Genomic DNA, 16,767 nt, shown 5'->3' with positions numbered 1-16,767 from the left:
ATATGAAAAAGATTGGCTTTATCGGTTTAGGTAACATGGGTCTTCCAATGTCTAAAAATTTAGTTAAATCAAGTTACACAGTATACGGTGTGGATTTAAATAAAGAGGCTGAAGCTTCCTTTGAAAATGAAGGAGGAATTATTGGCTTATCAATCTCAAAACTAGCAGAAACATGCGATGTGATTTTTACAAGTTTACCTTCACCTCGCGCTGTTGAAGCGGTGTATTTTGGGGAAGGAGGATTGTTTGAAAATAGCCACTCGAATGTAGTTTTAATTGATACAAGTACTGTATCTCCACAATTAAACAAACAGTTAGAGGAAGCTGCAAAGGAAAAGAAAGTAGACTTTTTAGCAGCACCTGTTAGTGGTGGGGTAATTGGAGCCGAAAACCGTACATTAACGTTTATGGTTGGTGGATCGAAAGAAGTATATGAGAAAACGAAATCTATCATGGGCGTACTAGGCGCGAATGTTTTCCATGTTAGTGAGCAGATTGATAGTGGCACAACAGTTAAATTAATTAATAACCTATTAATTGGTTTTTATACAGCTGGTGTGAGTGAAGCTTTAACATTAGCGAAAAAGAATAATATGGATTTAGATAAAATGTTTGATATTTTAAATGTAAGTTACGGTCAAAGTAGAATTTATGAGCGTAATTATAAAAGTTTCATTGCAACTGAAAACTACGATCCAGGCTTTACTGTGAATTTATTAAAGAAAGATTTAGGATTTGCAGTAGATTTAGCGAAAGAAAGCGAACTTCACTTACCAGTAAGCGAAATGCTATTAAACGTATATGAAGAAGCAAGTGAGGCAGGATATGGTGAAAATGATATGGCTGCTTTATATAAGAAAGTTAGTGAACAGTTAATTTCTAATCAAAAATAATAGACTTATATACATCATAAAAAAGGAGAGAATATAATGATTACAACTGAAATTAAACGAGTAAAAAATCATATTAATGGTGAGTGGGTAGAATCTACTGGTACAGAAGTAGAAGCAGTTCCGAATCCGGCGACTGGAAAAATTATCGCTTACGTTCCGCTATCTCCGAAAGAAGATGTTGAAAAAGCTGTTGAAGCGGCAAAAGCAGCATACGAAACATGGTCTAAAGTACCAGTTCCGAATCGTTCAAGACAATTATATAAATATTTACAGCTTTTACAAGAAAACAAAGAAGAGCTTGCTAAAATCATTACGCTAGAAAATGGTAAAACATTAACGGATGCAACTGGTGAGGTGCAGCGCGGGATTGAAGCGGTAGAACTTGCAACATCAGCACCAAATTTAATGATGGGACAAGCTCTTCCGAATATTGCTAGCGGCATTGATGGATCGATTTGGCGCTATCCAATTGGAGTTGTTGCTGGTATTACACCGTTTAACTTCCCGATGATGATTCCATTATGGATGTTCCCCCTTGCAATTGCTTGCGGTAATACGTTCGTATTAAAAACATCTGAAAGAACGCCACTTTTAGCAGAGCGACTTGTAGAGTTATTCTATGAAGCTGGTTTTCCAAAAGGGGTATTAAATTTAGTACAAGGCGGAAAAGATGTTGTAAATAGCATTTTAGAAAGTAAAGATATTCAAGCTGTTTCGTTCGTTGGCTCTGAGCCAGTAGCTCGTTACGTGTATGAAACAGGTACGAAACACGGGAAACGTGTACAAGCGTTAGCTGGTGCAAAAAACCATGCGATTGTAATGCCAGATTGCAATCTTGAGAAAACAGTGCAAGGTGTAATTGGATCTGCATTCGCAAGTAGTGGAGAGCGCTGCATGGCATGTTCAGTAGTAGCAGTAGTGGATGAAATTGCTGATGAATTCATCGACGTACTAGTAGCAGAGACGAAGAAATTAAAAGTAGGTGACGGTTTCCACGAAGATAATTATGTTGGACCATTAATTCGTGAATCTCATAAAGAGCGCGTATTAGGCTATATTAATAGCGGTGTAGCAGATGGAGCAACTTTATTAGTAGATGGCCGTAAAGTTAAGGAAGAAGTTGGAGAAGGTTACTTTGTAGGTGCGACAATCTTTGATGGTGTAAATCAAGAAATGAAAATTTGGCAAGATGAAATTTTTGCTCCAGTATTAAGCATTGTACGAGTTAAAGATTTAGAAGAAGGTATTAAATTAACAAATCAATCTAAATTTGCAAATGGCGCGGTTATTTATACTTCAAATGGTAAACATGCACAAACGTTCCGTGATAATATCGATGCTGGTATGATCGGTGTAAACGTAAACGTTCCAGCACCAATGGCATTCTTCGCATTTGCAGGAAATAAAGCTTCCTTCTTTGGTGATTTAGGTACAAATGGTACAGATGGCGTTCAATTCTATACACGTAAAAAAGTTGTAACTGAGCGCTGGTTTTAATAGAGAGTAAACAGCCAAATCAGTTGTTAAATGAAAACCACCACTATTAATAGTGGTGGTTTTCGTCTTGTTAATTATTTTTTTCAAAAGCTAGTTTAATACCAAAACCAATTAAGACGATTCCTGTTAAGCCTTGAATATAACGTTGCGTCCTCGGTTTTTTCATAAAAGCACTAATTTTATCAATTAAAAATATATAAAAAGCGAACCAAATAACTGTTAAAACGAGGTAAGTAAGACCCATTACGAGAAGTTGGATAAACGTATTATGATTTGGATTTAAAAATTGCGGTAAAAAGGTTAAAAAGAAGACTGCAACTTTAGGGTTTAATAAATTCGTAAGAAACCCTTGGCGAAAGCAAGAAGTGTGTTCATCTTCATTATTTAAAGATATATCGTTCGTATTAAAGCCTTCTTTGTTTCTTACCGCTAAAAGGGCTTTAATGCCAATATAAATTAAATATAGAGCTCCAACGTACTTGAAAATAGAAAATAAAAGCGCTGACTTTACAATAATTGCGGAAAGTCCGATTACTGCTGCTAAAGTATGAATTAAAAGTGCAACACATGTACCGAACACTGTTTTCACTCCACCCACCTTACCAGCAACCAATGTATTTTTCGTCGCCATTGCAGTATCAGGACCGGGTAAAATAATAAGACAAATAGACATAATGATGAAAAGAAAATAATTTTCAATCATAGTTGCTCCTCCTTTTTTATTTTTAGAATATTTGATTAAAAATAGTGTAGCATACATTTTGATTTAATAAAATTAAATTTTATTAAAAAATATTAAATGAGAAAGAGGCTATATAGTAGTGGAATTCCACTACTATATAGCCTCAATTTTATCCCGCATGACCGGACGAGCGGTGAGGGCTAATAATAAGCGGGTAATGAGCCCCCACTTATTAATGTTTCACCTTATGCATTAAGTAAGTTAAAGAACCGATTTACATCTTCTTCTGAAACATCACTTAATTGCTTATATTTATAATTCGGATTTTGATCTTTATCAACGACAACGGATCGTACTCCTTCGAAGAAATCTTCATGTCTCATGAAATTTTTAGCAAGTACAAGGTCGGTAGCGAAACATTCTTCAACGGATTTATCTTGTCCATCAATAAATTGTTTTAATGTTACTTTTAATGAAATAGGGGATTTTGATAATAGCGTTTCTTTCGCTTTTAAAGCAAAGGAACTTTGAGCTTTCTCCAATGAATGGGTGATTTCTTCAATTGTATCGAATGCAAAATGTGAATTAATTTCTTCTAATGAAGGAGAAAGCTCGCTTTCTAAGTTTGGAGCAGTTGCAAATGTACCAATGACTTCTTTTAAATTAGTATGTACATCATCTTCTTTATGCCAATTTACACTTTCAAGTTCAGTAAGGAAATTTGGTAATGAGTCAGATGTCATAAAGTAATCAGCAGCGTTTATAAATAATACGTCAGAAGCTTTTAAAACAGATGCTGTTAAAGCAACATAGCGACCAGCAAACCCTGGAGCTTTATTTAAGAAATAAGCAGCACCGACATCTGGGAAGAAGCCGATATTCATCTCTGGCATTGCCCATTTCGTACGCTCAGTTACAATTCGATATTTCGCACCATTTGTAAGACCGACACCACCGCCCATTACAATTCCATCTAAACAAGCGATGATCGGTTTTTTATATTGATAAATATATGTATCAATTTCATACTCTTCTTCAAAAAAACGTTCCGCATGCTGCAATGCAGTTTCATTTGAACGCGCGTCATAAAGAGTTTTAATGTCGCCGCCTGCACAAAAACCTTTTGTGCCAGCTCCTTTTAATACGATAAGCGCAATTCGCTCATCATTTTCCCACTCTTTCAGTTTTTGCCCAATTGGTTGTAACATGTCATAAGATAAAGAATTAAGTGCTTTTGGGCGGTTTAAAGTAATTGATGCAACGCCGTTTTCACTAACAGAAAATAAAACGTGTTCAGTCATAATTCATCCTCCCTTACATATCTTCTTATTCTTAATTCTTGATACGTATTGAAATGTCCTTTATAAATTTTGTCTAAAGTTGACGGTACGTGTTAATTTGTATAACGCATATTTTGACGAGAGATATTTGCAGGATTTCTGAGGTTGAAAATGAATATTACAACATTACTGTAATTGTAATTATTTGAAATTATCATAATAAACACGCTATTATATATGTATAAATTGTGCATAATCACTTCAAAAAGAGTATTTGAAGTGATTATGATGTAAGAAAAATTGCTTTTCATTAGAAATAGAGAAAGGAGAAATCGGAATGCCAGGACCTTTACTATTGTCGCTGATTATTTTGTCTTCTTTAATGATAGGGATAACGCAGTATTTTCATCATACAGATACGACAGAGGAAGTGAAGGATAAAGTACGACTTGTATTTCCGATTTTTATCATATCTATTTCTTTTTGCATTTTATTAAATAAGGATGGGTACATTATCGCAGTATTTTCATTTTTTGTAGCGATCGTTTTCATTACAGTTTTATATTATGTAATGAAAGACTTTATACAAAAATAAAGATGTCATATTAGACATTTTTATTTTTACAATAAATAAAATTTCACATACCGTATTATATGTAAAAATAAAAAACATATAGCGATAGAAAAGTGTGTACTTTGCCGTGTATTTACTTGTCAATCTTGCATAGCCAATATACTATTAATAGTGTAGAGATTAGAAAAAGGGGTTGTATCTGTCATGAAATTTGAGATGCACACAAAAATTATTTCAAATGAAAAAGAAGTAAGATTACATATAGAAGAAAACATATTTCAATTAAAATTGGATGGTTATCACTTATTTACAGTTCAAGAAATATTGCCTTTATATAAATCAAATGAAGAAAGAATTGGTAGTGCAATGATACAAAAGTTAGAGTGGGAAAACGGAAAAACTACAATAAACTATCAACTCGTATCACTAAAATCAGTAAATTAAAAGGAGCAGGAAACTATGAAGTTATTTCATACAGCGGATTGGCATTTAGGAAAGCTCGTTCATGGCGTGTATATGACTGAAGATCAAAAGATTGTATTAGATCAGTTTGTACAAGCTGTTGAAGAAGAAAAACCAGATGCCGTAATTATTGCAGGGGATTTATATGACCGAGCAATTCCACCTACGGAAGCAGTAGACTTATTAAATGATGTTTTACAAAAAATAGTGATTGATTTACAAACACCAGTTATTGCGGTTGCAGGAAACCATGATAGTCCAGATCGTATTCATTTTGGAAGTAGTTTAATGAAGAAACAAGGATTATTTATTGTGGGACAATTTCAATTTCCATATGAGCCAATTATATTAAATGATGAATATGGCGAGGTTCACTTCCATCTCGTTCCATATGCGGATCCAAGCATAGTTAGACATGTTTTGAAAAACGAAGATGTACGTTCTCATGATGATGCGATGCGTATTTTTATGAATGAGCTTTCTGAAACGATGGATAAAGAAGCAAGACACGTATTTGTTGGTCATGCATTTGTGACTTCTGCGGGAGAAGCGGAAGAGAATACAAGTGATGCAGAACGACCACTTTCAATTGGTGGTGCTGAATACGTAAATAGTCATTATTTTGATAAGTTTCATTACACAGCGCTTGGACATTTACATCAAGCGCATTTCGTACGTAATGAGACAATTCGATATTCAGGTTCTCCACTTGCATATTCTATTTCTGAAGAAAAACATAAAAAAGGATATTATAAGGTGGAACTGGACGAGCAAGGTGAAGCAACAATTGAAAAAAGGTTACTTGCACCACGTCGTAAAATGCGAACAGTAGAAGCGAAAATAGATGAATTATTACAACATCCAGTAAGTGAAGATTACGTGTTTGTAAAATTATTAGATGAAAATCCTGTCTTGCAGCCAATGGAAAAAATACGATCTGTATATCCAAATGCAATGCATGTTGAAAGATCTATTCAAAGACGAGAGTTCACAGAGTCAAATGAAGTAACTGTTTCAAGACATAAAACGGATGATTTATCGTTATTAAAGGCTTTTTATAAAGAAATGAAAGGCTTAGATTTATCAGAAGAGAAAGAACGTCTATTTGTAGAAGTACTACAAACAGTGCAAGAACGGGAAGGTGAACGAGGATGAGACCGATTCAGCTAATTATGACAGCATTTGGGCCATATAAACAGAAAGAAGTAATCGATTTTAACGATCTTGGAGATCATCGTATTTTCGCCATTTCTGGGAATACAGGAGCTGGAAAGACAACGATTTTTGATGCGATTTGTTATGTGTTATATGGTGAGGCAAGCGGAGAAGAACGTAGTGATACGAGCATGCTTCGCAGTCAATTTGCTGATGATAATATGTATACAAGTGTAGAACTAACCTTTCAGTTAAAAGGGAAACGTTATGAAATAAAACGGCAACTTGGACATAAAAAACAAGGGAACAAGACAATTACGGGACATGCAGTAGAACTATATGAAGTGATTGATGAAGAGAAGGTTCCAGCTGTTGATCGTTTCCATGTAACTGATGTAAATAAAAAAGTGGAAGATTTAATCGGTTTAAGTAAACATCAATTTAGCCAAATTGTTATGTTACCACAAGGGGAATTCCGAAAACTATTAACATCTGAGACAGAAAACAAAGAAGAAATTTTACGTCGTATTTTTAAAACGGATCGTTATAAGTTAATGCGTGAGTTACTTGATCAAAAACGAAAACAATGGAAAGACGTTTTACAAGAAAAACAGAAAGAGCGAGAGCTATACTTCCGTAATGTTTTCAAATTACCAATCCGCGATGGAGCATTATTAGAGACATTAGTGGAACAAGAACATGTAAATACGCATCAAGTAGTAGAAGCATTAGAACAAGAAACAGATGTGTATAAGGTAGAGGTTGAGCAATTACAAGTAGAACAAGATGTTCAAACGAAGCAATTAAAGGATGCTGAAACAAGTTTTCATGCAGCGAAATCCATAAATGAGAAATTTATAGATTTACAACAAAAGAATGAGAAATATAACATTTTACAAGAAAATCGTACCGTTATTGAAATGAAAGAAAAATCTTTTAAACGTGCGGAAGAAGCGAAGCGCTTATTACCATTTGAACAATGGTATGAAGAAGCAATGCAAAATGAGCAGAAGGCTGAAAGTTTATTAAAACAAATAATCGCCAAAAAAGAAAATATAACGAATAGCTTTGAACTTGCTCAGGAGAAATATGAAGTAGTAAAGAATAAAGAACCTGAGAGAGAAAATGCAAAAAAACTTGTTCAAAGATTAGAAGAGTTACAACCGATTATTGCATCATTAGCTGAGAAACAGTTGAATTTACAAAATGCAGAAATTCAAATAGGAAAATTAAAAGAAAGTATGCAAAACTTAGATCGACAATTAGATGAGCATACAAATCAAAAACAGCTAATGTCTAGTGAATTAGAGCAATTAGAACGAGCACTTGAGCAATATGTAGCTAAAGTAGAGGAACTAACGAATATGCGAGAAGATGCCAAAGTTTTAAAGCAAGCATATGATGTTTGGCAAGAAAAGCAAAAATTCGAGAAAGAAAAAGAAGCGGCATATAATAAGATGCAATTGGCAGTTAATGCATATGAAAATATGGAACGTCGCTGGCTAAGTGAACAAGCTGGTATATTAGCTCTTCATCTACATGATGGCGAATCTTGTCCAGTATGTGGTAGTACGAACCATCCGAAAAAAGCTACAGAGCAAAGTGATGCGATCGATGAAAAAGAGTTAAATGATTTAAGAGAAAAGAAAAATGTTGCTGAAAAATTACATGTTCAATTAGAGGAGAAATGGAATTTCTATCACCTTCAATATGAGCAAGTAATAGAAGAGGTTAAGAAGCGAGGCTATCGCTCGGAAGAATTAGTTGAAACATATAGTGCGCTTGTTCAAAAGGGAAAACAATTAGTAACTGAAGTGAATACGCTAAAAGCAAGCGAAGAAACGCGTAAGCAAACTGCTGTGAATATAAAAAGCGTAGAAGAAAAAGTGGATGCACTTCAGAAGCAACAGCGTGAGGTAGAAACAGAGCAGCACCGTATAGAAATGGAGTGTATGCAGCTTCGTACGTCATATGAACATGATAAGAAAAATATTCCTGAAAACTTACAAACAGTCCAAGCTTGGAAAGTCCAGTTTGACCAAGCTATGCATGAACTCAAATTAATGGAGGACGAATGGAAGAAAGTGCAGGAAGCGTATCAACATTGGCAAAATGAAAATATACGAATTCAAGCAGAACAGGAAAGTGCTTCTAATCAATTTGAAAGTACAAAATTGAAGAAAGAAGAGACTTTCGTGCGCTTTATGAAAGAGCTTGAACAGAGCGGATTTACAGATCAATCTACGTATAAAGAAGCTAAATTAAGTGATGCCGAGATCGAGATGTTACAAAAAGAAATTCAAAGCTATTATTCATCTCTTGAAGTACTTGCAAAACAAATTGAAGAGTTACATGCTGAATTAAAAGATAAAGAGTATATGGATATTACAGCGTTAGGTGAACACATACAAGAACTAGAAATTAATCTTGATATCATTAAAGAAAAACGTCAACGTGCACAAAATGCGGTAACATATATTTCTGATTTACATGAAAATATTAAACGTATTGATGAGCAAATTCATGAGGAAGAAAAAGCTTTCCAAGAACTTGTTGACTTATATGAAGTAATGAAAGGTGATAACGAAAGCCGTATATCATTTGAACGTTACATCTTAATTGAGTATTTAGAACAAATTGTTCAAATTGCAAACGAACGATTACGTAAATTATCAAATGGACAATTTTATTTAAAACGAAGTGAGCGAGTTGAGAAGAGAAATCGTCAAAGTGGATTAGGCTTAGATGTTTACGACGCATATACTGGCCAAACACGGGATGTAAAAACATTATCTGGCGGCGAGAAATTTAATGCATCGCTTTGCTTAGCGCTTGGAATGGCAGACGTCATTCAATCGTATGAAGGCGGTATTTCCATCGAAACGATGTTTATCGACGAAGGATTCGGTTCATTAGATGAGGAGTCATTAACAAAAGCAGTTGACGCCTTAATTGACTTACAAAAATCAGGCCGATTTATCGGTGTCATTTCACACGTTCAAGAGCTGAAAAACGCAATGCCGGCTGTATTAGAAGTAACGAAGCAGAAGGATGGTTGTAGTCAGACGAAGTTTGTGGTGAAGTAAGTTCAATTGTAATTCATGCACAAAGTATTGTTTGCGATTTTCTAGTAAAGAACTTATGAACAAACAAATGCCGTCTCTTTTTAGAGACGGCATTTGTTTGTTATTCAGAATTAAATAATTCACCTAAGAGTTATCTGTAGAAGGCGGTGTATTTTCCAAGCGATTATATGTTTTAAAGGCCGAAATTGCCGAGATAACACCACCTACTAAAAATAAAGCTGATCCACCGACCAATATGATACGACTGACATATGTTTCGCGCGCTTCTTCAACTTCTTCTTGTAACATTGTTGGCATTTGAAATCCCCCTAAACAACATTTATTTTGTAGATAGTATATACAAACGCCTAAAATATGTTAAAATCACTGGATAGTATTATGAGGAAGTATATAGTTAGATGTGAATTGTTTGAAAAATCTTCATTATAAATATATGCTAACTTCACATAGAGCACATATTAACATTGTATTATGTATATGTACCAAATAAATAAAGTGAATTGTATTTCGTTCTGTTTTTAAAAATTTAAAATTCTATTATTTTTATATAAAGGTTTCTTGTCGGAGTTTTAAATATTTTGGAAATAGATCTAAATAAGAGAAATTCATATAAAAGGGGAATGTCTTATGACAACATATACGAGTGAAATGAGAAAAAGTTTAGTTTCAGAAGAAGATGTAGATATTTTAAAAATTATGGCTCACCCAATCCGATTACAAATTGTAAATGAATTAAGTACGAGAAAAACATGTAATGTAACGCAATTAACAGAATTACTAAATATTCCACAATCGACTGTTTCGCAACATTTATCAAAAATGAAAGGTAAAGTGTTACGAGCTGAGAGAAGGGGCTTAGAAATTTATTATCATATTAATAATTTAAAAGCGAGTAAGATTGTAAGTGTTTTAGGATATATAAACTAATGAAGTATTTTCATATAAAATAGCCGCTGCTGGTGAGCAGGGGCTATTTTTTGTTGTTTTATGTATTCGTATTTAAAATTTTATAGTTTTTATGATTTACAATCGTTCGATCAAATTCAAAAGTACCACCGCTTACATTTGTAATTTCAACTAAGACCGATTCAGTATAAAGTTTTAATACAGATCCTGTAATCTTTAAATTATTTCGTTGAAAAAGTATAGTATCCCCTACGTTTGCTTTCATAGTACCTCCTCATTAAAGACAGAAATATTTTTTTATTATATATATTAAACCACGTATAGATATATTAGTGAATATTTAGTTTTATTTATCAATAAAATATTTTTTATTTTATAAAAAATAAAGTGCATCGTAGTGTGAAAATAGTTTTTTTTGTTTGTATAGGTAAATCGGAATATCGCAATATAGGTATCGTATAACTTGAGACATAATTTTTATAAAGAGAGATGATAAAACAGCTGTAAGTCGTATTGATGCAAAACATTATAATAGCTACTTACGTATTTAATAATTCGTTTTTTGTATTTCGACCTTCGTTTTCTGTAACTGATTCCATATTTTTGACGCTCTATCTTGTAAGTGCTTACATAAGCGGGGACATCTTATACAATGAAGGTGTTAAATCAAATGAGGTGACCAATATGAACATAAAAAAAGAAAATTTAGCTAATAGCATTGAAATAGAAAGAGGAGGCGGAATGATATGAAAAAATCAAAAGTTAATCCATGGCTTGTTGTCCTTGGCACAGTCATAGTACAAATGGGACTTGGGACGATATATACATGGAGTTTATTCAATCAGCCTTTAGTTAGTAAATACGGTTGGAGCCTAAACGCTGTTGCTATAACTTTCTCAATTACTAGTCTTTCCTTAGCATTTTCAACTTTATTTGCGAGTAAATTGCAAGAAAAATGGGGACTGCGTAAACTTATTATGATAGCTGGACTAGCATTAGGACTAGGATTAATACTTAGTTCACAAGCTTCCTCATTAATATTGCTTTATGTACTAGCAGGGGTTGTTGTAGGTTATGCAGATGGTACAGCATATATCACTTCATTATCCAATTTAATAAAGTGGTTTCCAAAGCGTAAAGGTTTAATTGCTGGTATTTCTGTCTCTGCATATGGTTCGGGTAGCTTAATCTTTAAATACGTTAACGCACAGTTAATTGAATCAGTTGGTGTATCACAAGCGTTTATATACTGGGGTTTAATTGTTACAGCTATGATTGTCCTTGGTGCTTGTTTAATCCATCAAGCTGCAGATCAAGGAGCAGTTCATGAAACAAAAACTCAGGAATATACAACGAAAGAAATGTTAGGCACAAAACAAGTATACTTATTATTTATTATGTTATTTACATCATGTATGAGTGGCTTATACTTAATTGGTATGGTAAAAGACATTGGTGTTCAACTTGTAGGGCTTAGCGCAGCGACAGCAGCTAATGCGGTGGCTATGGTTGCAATCTTCAATACATTAGGTCGTATTATTTTAGGACCGTTATCAGATAAAATCGGCCGTTTAAAAATCGTTACTGGTACATTTGTTGTTATGGCAGCTTCAGTCTTGGTTTTAAGTTTCGTAGATTTAAATTATGGTATCTACTTCGTATGTGTAGCAAGCGTAGCGTTTTGCTTTGGTGGAAATATCACTATTTTCCCAGCTATCGTTGGTGATTTCTACGGTATGAAAAACCATAGTAAGAACTACGGGATTGTGTATCAAGGATTTGGATTTGGAGCACTTGCAGGTTCCTTTATCGGTGCACTTCTAGGTGGATTCAAACCAACCTTCATGGTGATCGGTGTATTATGTGTCGTATCATTTGTTATCGCAATTTTAATTCAAGCACCTAAGCAGAAAAAAGAACAAGAAGAAGAGTATCGCAGCGTAGCATAAGTATATAAATCTTTTATCACACTATAAATACGAAAAAGCATCCTATTAAATAGGGTGCTTTTTTTATGAATGATTGTAACGAGGTTATATAACATTTGGGATTTTTTGAGACAAAAAAGTGAGTGAAATGCCTATTTGGATTATATTGGAATATCAAAAAATGATACATCATATTCGAAATACGTATTAAATCTTAAATTATAAACAAGACATACATCAGTAATTGCAAGATATATTTTCAGAAAAATGTTGAGAAAATATATACTTGGTTTTTTGATAAGGCTTTGTAAAGGAAGGTATCTACAGTTAGTCTTCTACAAGTTTAAAAAGAGGAGTATGAATTAAATGTGTAATGTAAGTACTTATTAATGCTTTTAGATGTAATTGTGTTGAGAATCATTAAATTATTTTATCTGAAAAATAAAAATAGGTTGACAAGTTTATTGAGAAAGATTATCATTTCGGTGTAAGAATATTAAATGAAAAACATTATCAATGAATAATATTTTGATGAAAAGTACACTTGACCAATTAGTTTAGTAAGTGTATTATTTTTTACATCAATAATGATAATCATTATCATTATTTGTTTAATTAGATTAATTTTCAAATGAAAGGATAGAGGAAATGAACATAGGGGAATTTGATGGGAAAACGGTTTTAGTAACTGGTGCAGCGCAAGGTATAGGTAGTGTTGTAGCAAACATGTTTTTAGAAAGAGGAGCTACAGTTATTGGGGCTGATCAAACTGAAGAGGGGTTAAACGTACTCTTAAATGAAACACGTGTGAAAACCTTTCGTTTAGATGTGAGTGATAGTGCCGCTGTTGAAGAAGCAGTAGAACGGATTGAAAATGATATAGCACCGATAGATATATTAGTAAATGTTGCAGGGGTTTTACGTATGGGAGCGATTCACTCTTTAAGTGATGAAGATTGGAATAAAACATTCTCTGTAAATTCTACAGGAGTTTTCTATATGTGCCGAGCAGTAAGTAAATATATGATGCAAAGAAAGTCAGGGGCAATTGTTACAGTTGGCTCAAATGCGGCAAATACTCCGAGAATGGAGATGGCTGCGTATGCTGCATCAAAAGCTGCAACGACGATGTTTATGAAATGTTTAGGGTTAGAACTTGCAGCATACAATATTCGCTGTAACTTAGTTTCTCCAGGTTCTACTGAAACTGAAATGCAAAGATTATTATGGGCTGATGAGAATGGAGCTGAAAATATAATTGCTGGTTCTCAAAATACATATAGAATCGGTATTCCGTTACAAAAAATTGCACAACCTTCAGAAATTGCTGAAGCAGTATTGTTTTTAGCCTCTGATAAAGCGAGTCATATTACAATGCACAATTTATGTGTCGATGGCGGAGCTACATTAGGAGTTTAATAAAAAATTCAGGAGGTTTTAATACTATGAATGAACTTATAGCCGTAAAGGAACTGTCGGAAAAATTATTAGAAGATTATAAAACTGAATCTTCGTTCTTTTTTGCTTCACCAACTCGAACGATATTGACAGAAGGAGAGTTTACTAAAGTAAAACATCATGAAATTGAAAGTTTTACAGAACTTGTACAAGCGGTATTAAGTAATGCAAAACAAGCTGGAAATCCGAATCCTATCGTTGTTGGTGCTTTGCCTTTTGATCGTAGAAAAGAAGTTCAACTTATCGTACCAGAACATAGTAGAATTACTGAGCGTTTACAGTTAGAGAAAACAAATGAGATAAAACGAAATGAGAAACTGACATTTGAAATGACACCGGTTCCAGCTCCTGAAGTTTATATGAATGGTGTGAAGCAAGGGATTGAAAAAATTCAGGACGGAGATTTAAAGAAAATCGTTCTATCTAGATCGTTAGATGTTAAATCTTCAGAGAAGATTGATAAACAAAAACTACTTCGCGAATTGGCAGAGCATAATAAGCACGGTTATACATTTGCTGTGAATTTACCGGAAGATGAAAACGAGTGTAATAAAACATTAATTGGAGCAAGTCCTGAATTACTCGTTTCACGTAATGGTATGCAAGTTATTTCTAATCCATTAGCTGGTTCAAGACCACGTAGTGATGATCCAGTGGAAGATAAGAGAAGAGCAGAGGAATTACTTTCTTCACCAAAAGATTTACATGAACATGCGGTAGTAGTTGAAGCGGTTGCTGCTGCGCTTCGTCCATACTGTCATACATTACATGTTCCGGAAAAACCATCCGTTATTCATAGTGAAGCGATGTGGCATTTGTCTACTGAAGTGAAAGGTGAACTAAAGGATCCGAATACTACTTCTTTGGAATTAGCAATTGCTCTTCATCCTACGCCAGCAGTTTGCGGAACGCCGATGGAAGAAGCGAGAGAGGCGATTCAAAAAATTGAGCCATTTGATCGTGAATTCTTTACAGGAATGCTAGGATGGAGCGATTTAAATGGAGATGGTGAATGGATTGTTACAATTCGCTGTGCTGAAGTGCAAGAAAATACACTTCGATTATATGCAGGAGCAGGAGTTGTTGCTGAGTCAAAACCAGAAGATGAGTTAGCAGAAACATCAGCTAAGTTCCAAACAATGCTGAAGGCTTTAGGATTAAGAGATAATTCGCTGAATGAAAAATAGGGGGAAGAAATAATGTTATCAGGTTTCACGGAATGGCCAGAAGAATTTGCAAATCGTTATCGAGAAGAAGGATGTTGGCTTGGAGAAACATTTGGTTCGTTGTTAAGAGAACGTGCTGAAAAGTATGGAGATGAAATTGCAGTTGTAAGTGGTAATATGCATATGACGTATAGTGAGCTTGATAAAAAAGTAGATCGCTTAGCTTCAGGTTTACTGAATTTAGGAATAAAGCAAGAGGATCGAGTTGTAATACAGTTACCCAACATTATCGAGTTTTTCGAAATATGCTTTGCGCTATTTCGAATTGGAGCACTTCCTGTTTTTGCACTACCTTCACATCGAAGCAGTGAAATTAGTTATTTTTGTGAGTTTGGTGAGGCGAGTGCTTACGTTATTTCAGATAAGGCTCTCGGCTTTGATTATCGAAAACTAGCAAGAGAAGTGAAAGAGAAAGTACCAACTTTACAACATGTAATTGTAGTGGGAGAAGAAGAAGAGTTTGTGAACATAAGTGATCTGTATATAGATCCCGTTCCATTACCAGAAGTTCAGCCAAGTGATGTTGCGTTTCTCCAATTATCAGGAGGGACAACAGGACTTTCTAAATTAATTCCTAGAACACACGATGACTATATTTATAGTTTACGTGTTAGCGCTGAAATTTGTAATTTGAATACGGATAGCGTCTATATGGCAGTTCTTCCAGTAGCGCACAATTACCCGATGAGTTCTCCAGGGACATTTGGAACTTTCTATGCGGGTGGAAAAGTAGTGTTAGCAACTGGTGGTAGCCCAGATGAGGCATTTGCTCTTATAGAAAAAGAAAAAGTTACGATTACTGCTCTAGTTCCACCATTAGCAATAATTTGGCTTGATGCAGCTTCTTCTCGTAATAACGATTTATCGAGCTTAGAAGTGATTCAAGTAGGTGGTGCTAAGTTTAGCGCTGAGGTTGCAAAGCGTATACACCCTACATTTGGATGTACGTTACAGCAAGTGTTCGGTATGGCAGAAGGGTTAGTAAATTACACGAGATTAAATGATCCGGAAGAAATCATCATTCATACACAAGGGAGACCGATGTCTACATTCGATGAAGTAAGGGTCGTTGATGAAAATGATAACGATGTGAAACCTGGTGAAGTAGGTAGTTTGTTAACAAGAGGGCCATATACAATTCGTGGCTATTATAAAGCAGAAGAGCATAATGCACGATCATTTACAAAGGATGGATTTTATCGCACAGGTGATCTTGTAAAAGTAAATGAACAAGGTTACATCATTGTAGAAGGTAGGGATAAAGATCAAATTAACCGTGGTGGTGAGAAAGTTGCTGCGGAAGAAGTTGAAAATCATCTATTAGCACACGATGCAGTACATGATGTAGCCATTGTATCAATGCCTGATGATTATTTAGGAGAACGTACTTGTGCCTTTGTTATAGCTCGAGGACAAGCTCCAACAGTAAGCGAATTAAAAATGTTTTTAAGAGAACGCGGTATAGCAGCTTATAAGATTCCAGATCGAATTGAATTTATTGAATCATTCCCGCAAACAGGTGTTGGAAAGGTAAGCAAAAAAGAGTTACGTAAAGTCATTACTGAAAAACTTATTACGGTAAAACAATAAAAAATATAAAAATTGGAAGGAAGTGATTAG

The 16,767-nt window shown here is 34.5% G+C and carries 15 protein-coding genes; 11 read left to right on the top strand and 4 right to left on the bottom strand.

The window, feature by feature from the left end:
- Positions 1–2: 2 nt before the first annotated feature.
- Both FS802_RS02365 and FS802_RS02360 read left to right on the top strand, forming a co-directional pair.
- Positions 3–893, top strand: a complete 891-nt coding sequence (locus tag FS802_RS02365) for an NAD(P)-dependent oxidoreductase (protein WP_098654724.1) — start codon at positions 3–5, stop codon at positions 891–893.
- A gap of 36 nt (positions 894–929) precedes the next feature.
- The gene (locus tag FS802_RS02360; RefSeq protein ID WP_048563082.1) at positions 930–2,390 is read left to right on the top strand and encodes a CoA-acylating methylmalonate-semialdehyde dehydrogenase; all 1,461 of its coding nucleotides are present in this window, start codon (positions 930–932) and stop codon (positions 2,388–2,390) included.
- Between the two features lie 70 nt (positions 2,391–2,460).
- Here FS802_RS02360 and FS802_RS02355 read toward each other — a convergent pair whose 3' ends face one another.
- Positions 2,461–3,093, bottom strand: a complete 633-nt coding sequence (locus FS802_RS02355) for a LysE family translocator (RefSeq protein ID WP_000572332.1) — start codon at positions 3,091–3,093, stop codon at positions 2,461–2,463.
- A 224-nt stretch (positions 3,094–3,317) separates the two neighbouring features.
- Positions 3,318–4,373: an enoyl-CoA hydratase/isomerase family protein gene (locus FS802_RS02350; RefSeq protein WP_098654725.1), complete on the bottom strand. Its 1,056-nt coding sequence runs from the start codon at positions 4,371–4,373 to the stop codon at positions 3,318–3,320.
- A 316-nt stretch (positions 4,374–4,689) separates the two neighbouring features.
- Here FS802_RS02350 and FS802_RS02345 point away from each other — a divergent pair, with 316 nt between their 5' ends.
- The 4 genes from FS802_RS02345 (at position 4,690) to FS802_RS02330 (ending at position 9,629) form a co-directional block, all read left to right on the top strand.
- Positions 4,690–4,947 carry a hypothetical protein gene (locus FS802_RS02345; protein ID WP_001119403.1) on the top strand — a complete coding sequence of 86 codons (258 nt, stop codon included), beginning with the start codon at positions 4,690–4,692 and terminating at the stop codon, positions 4,945–4,947.
- A gap of 183 nt (positions 4,948–5,130) precedes the next feature.
- Positions 5,131–5,370 (top strand): DUF2584 family protein, encoded by a 240-nt coding sequence (locus FS802_RS02340; protein ID WP_000667347.1) that lies wholly within the window; start codon positions 5,131–5,133, stop codon positions 5,368–5,370.
- Positions 5,371–5,385: 15 nt separating this feature from the next.
- Positions 5,386–6,543, top strand: coding sequence for an exonuclease SbcCD subunit D (locus FS802_RS02335; protein WP_000765143.1), 1,158 nt, complete (start codon positions 5,386–5,388; stop codon positions 6,541–6,543).
- Complete coding sequence (locus FS802_RS02330) at positions 6,540–9,629, top strand: AAA family ATPase (protein WP_098654726.1); 3,090 nt, start codon at positions 6,540–6,542, stop codon at positions 9,627–9,629. The genes FS802_RS02335 and FS802_RS02330 overlap by 4 nt, the downstream gene beginning before the upstream one ends.
- 123 nt (positions 9,630–9,752) lie before the next feature.
- Here the strand turns inward: FS802_RS02330 and FS802_RS30920 are convergent, their stop codons facing one another.
- Positions 9,753–9,926, bottom strand: coding sequence for a hypothetical protein (locus FS802_RS30920; protein ID WP_001142748.1), 174 nt, complete (start codon positions 9,924–9,926; stop codon positions 9,753–9,755).
- A gap of 330 nt (positions 9,927–10,256) precedes the next feature.
- On the opposite strand from FS802_RS30920, the gene FS802_RS02325 reads away from it, so the two are divergent.
- Positions 10,257–10,556, top strand: coding sequence for an ArsR/SmtB family transcription factor (locus tag FS802_RS02325; protein WP_000214798.1), 300 nt, complete (start codon positions 10,257–10,259; stop codon positions 10,554–10,556).
- 58 nt (positions 10,557–10,614) lie between these two features.
- Here FS802_RS02325 and FS802_RS02320 read toward each other — a convergent pair whose 3' ends face one another.
- On the bottom strand, positions 10,615–10,800 hold the full coding sequence (locus FS802_RS02320) for a YkvS family protein (RefSeq protein ID WP_000646791.1): 186 nt from the start codon (positions 10,798–10,800) through the stop codon (positions 10,615–10,617).
- A gap of 481 nt (positions 10,801–11,281) precedes the next feature.
- On the opposite strand from FS802_RS02320, the gene FS802_RS02310 reads away from it, so the two are divergent.
- The 4 genes from FS802_RS02310 to FS802_RS02295 all read left to right on the top strand — a co-directional run bounded on the left by FS802_RS02310 (position 11,282) and on the right by FS802_RS02295 (position 16,737).
- Positions 11,282–12,484, top strand: a complete 1,203-nt coding sequence (locus FS802_RS02310; protein WP_088107142.1) for an L-lactate MFS transporter — start codon at positions 11,282–11,284, stop codon at positions 12,482–12,484.
- Positions 12,485–13,111: 627 nt separating this feature from the next.
- On the top strand, positions 13,112–13,882 hold the full coding sequence (gene dhbA / locus FS802_RS02305) for a 2,3-dihydro-2,3-dihydroxybenzoate dehydrogenase (RefSeq protein ID WP_098654727.1): 771 nt from the start codon (positions 13,112–13,114) through the stop codon (positions 13,880–13,882).
- A 26-nt stretch (positions 13,883–13,908) separates the two neighbouring features.
- Positions 13,909–15,108, top strand: a complete 1,200-nt coding sequence (gene dhbC, locus FS802_RS02300) for an isochorismate synthase DhbC (RefSeq protein WP_001003905.1) — start codon at positions 13,909–13,911, stop codon at positions 15,106–15,108.
- A 12-nt stretch (positions 15,109–15,120) separates the two neighbouring features.
- On the top strand, positions 15,121–16,737 hold the full coding sequence (locus FS802_RS02295; protein WP_098654728.1) for a (2,3-dihydroxybenzoyl)adenylate synthase: 1,617 nt from the start codon (positions 15,121–15,123) through the stop codon (positions 16,735–16,737).
- Positions 16,738–16,767 lie beyond the last annotated feature (30 nt).

It is taken from the genome of Bacillus sp. DE0042 (assembly GCF_007680225.1).
Classification (GTDB): Bacteria; Bacillota; Bacilli; order Bacillales; family Bacillaceae_G; genus Bacillus_A; species Bacillus_A wiedmannii.
Note: the sequence above shows the minus strand (reverse complement) of the source record. Positions and strands in the feature narration are given on the sequence as shown.

Coding starts and splice junctions, on each gene's coding strand:
- FS802_RS02350 (WP_098654725.1), bottom strand. CDS start 4,373: ATGACTGAACACGTTTTATTTTCTGTTAGTGAAAACGGCGTTGCATCA.
- FS802_RS02335 (WP_000765143.1), top strand. CDS start 5,386: ATGAAGTTATTTCATACAGCGGATTGGCATTTAGGAAAGCTCGTTCAT.
- FS802_RS02295 (WP_098654728.1), top strand. CDS start 15,121: ATGTTATCAGGTTTCACGGAATGGCCAGAAGAATTTGCAAATCGTTAT.
- FS802_RS02360 (WP_048563082.1), top strand. CDS start 930: ATGATTACAACTGAAATTAAACGAGTAAAAAATCATATTAATGGTGAG.
- FS802_RS02355 (WP_000572332.1), bottom strand. CDS start 3,093: ATGATTGAAAATTATTTTCTTTTCATCATTATGTCTATTTGTCTTATT.
- FS802_RS02345 (WP_001119403.1), top strand. CDS start 4,690: ATGCCAGGACCTTTACTATTGTCGCTGATTATTTTGTCTTCTTTAATG.
- FS802_RS02365 (WP_098654724.1), top strand. CDS start 3: ATGAAAAAGATTGGCTTTATCGGTTTAGGTAACATGGGTCTTCCAATG.
- FS802_RS02330 (WP_098654726.1), top strand. CDS start 6,540: ATGAGACCGATTCAGCTAATTATGACAGCATTTGGGCCATATAAACAG.
- dhbA (WP_098654727.1), top strand. CDS start 13,112: ATGAACATAGGGGAATTTGATGGGAAAACGGTTTTAGTAACTGGTGCA.
- FS802_RS02310 (WP_088107142.1), top strand. CDS start 11,282: ATGAAAAAATCAAAAGTTAATCCATGGCTTGTTGTCCTTGGCACAGTC.
- FS802_RS02320 (WP_000646791.1), bottom strand. CDS start 10,800: ATGAAAGCAAACGTAGGGGATACTATACTTTTTCAACGAAATAATTTA.
- FS802_RS30920 (WP_001142748.1), bottom strand. CDS start 9,926: ATGCCAACAATGTTACAAGAAGAAGTTGAAGAAGCGCGCGAAACATAT.
- FS802_RS02325 (WP_000214798.1), top strand. CDS start 10,257: ATGACAACATATACGAGTGAAATGAGAAAAAGTTTAGTTTCAGAAGAA.
- dhbC (WP_001003905.1), top strand. CDS start 13,909: ATGAATGAACTTATAGCCGTAAAGGAACTGTCGGAAAAATTATTAGAA.
- FS802_RS02340 (WP_000667347.1), top strand. CDS start 5,131: ATGAAATTTGAGATGCACACAAAAATTATTTCAAATGAAAAAGAAGTA.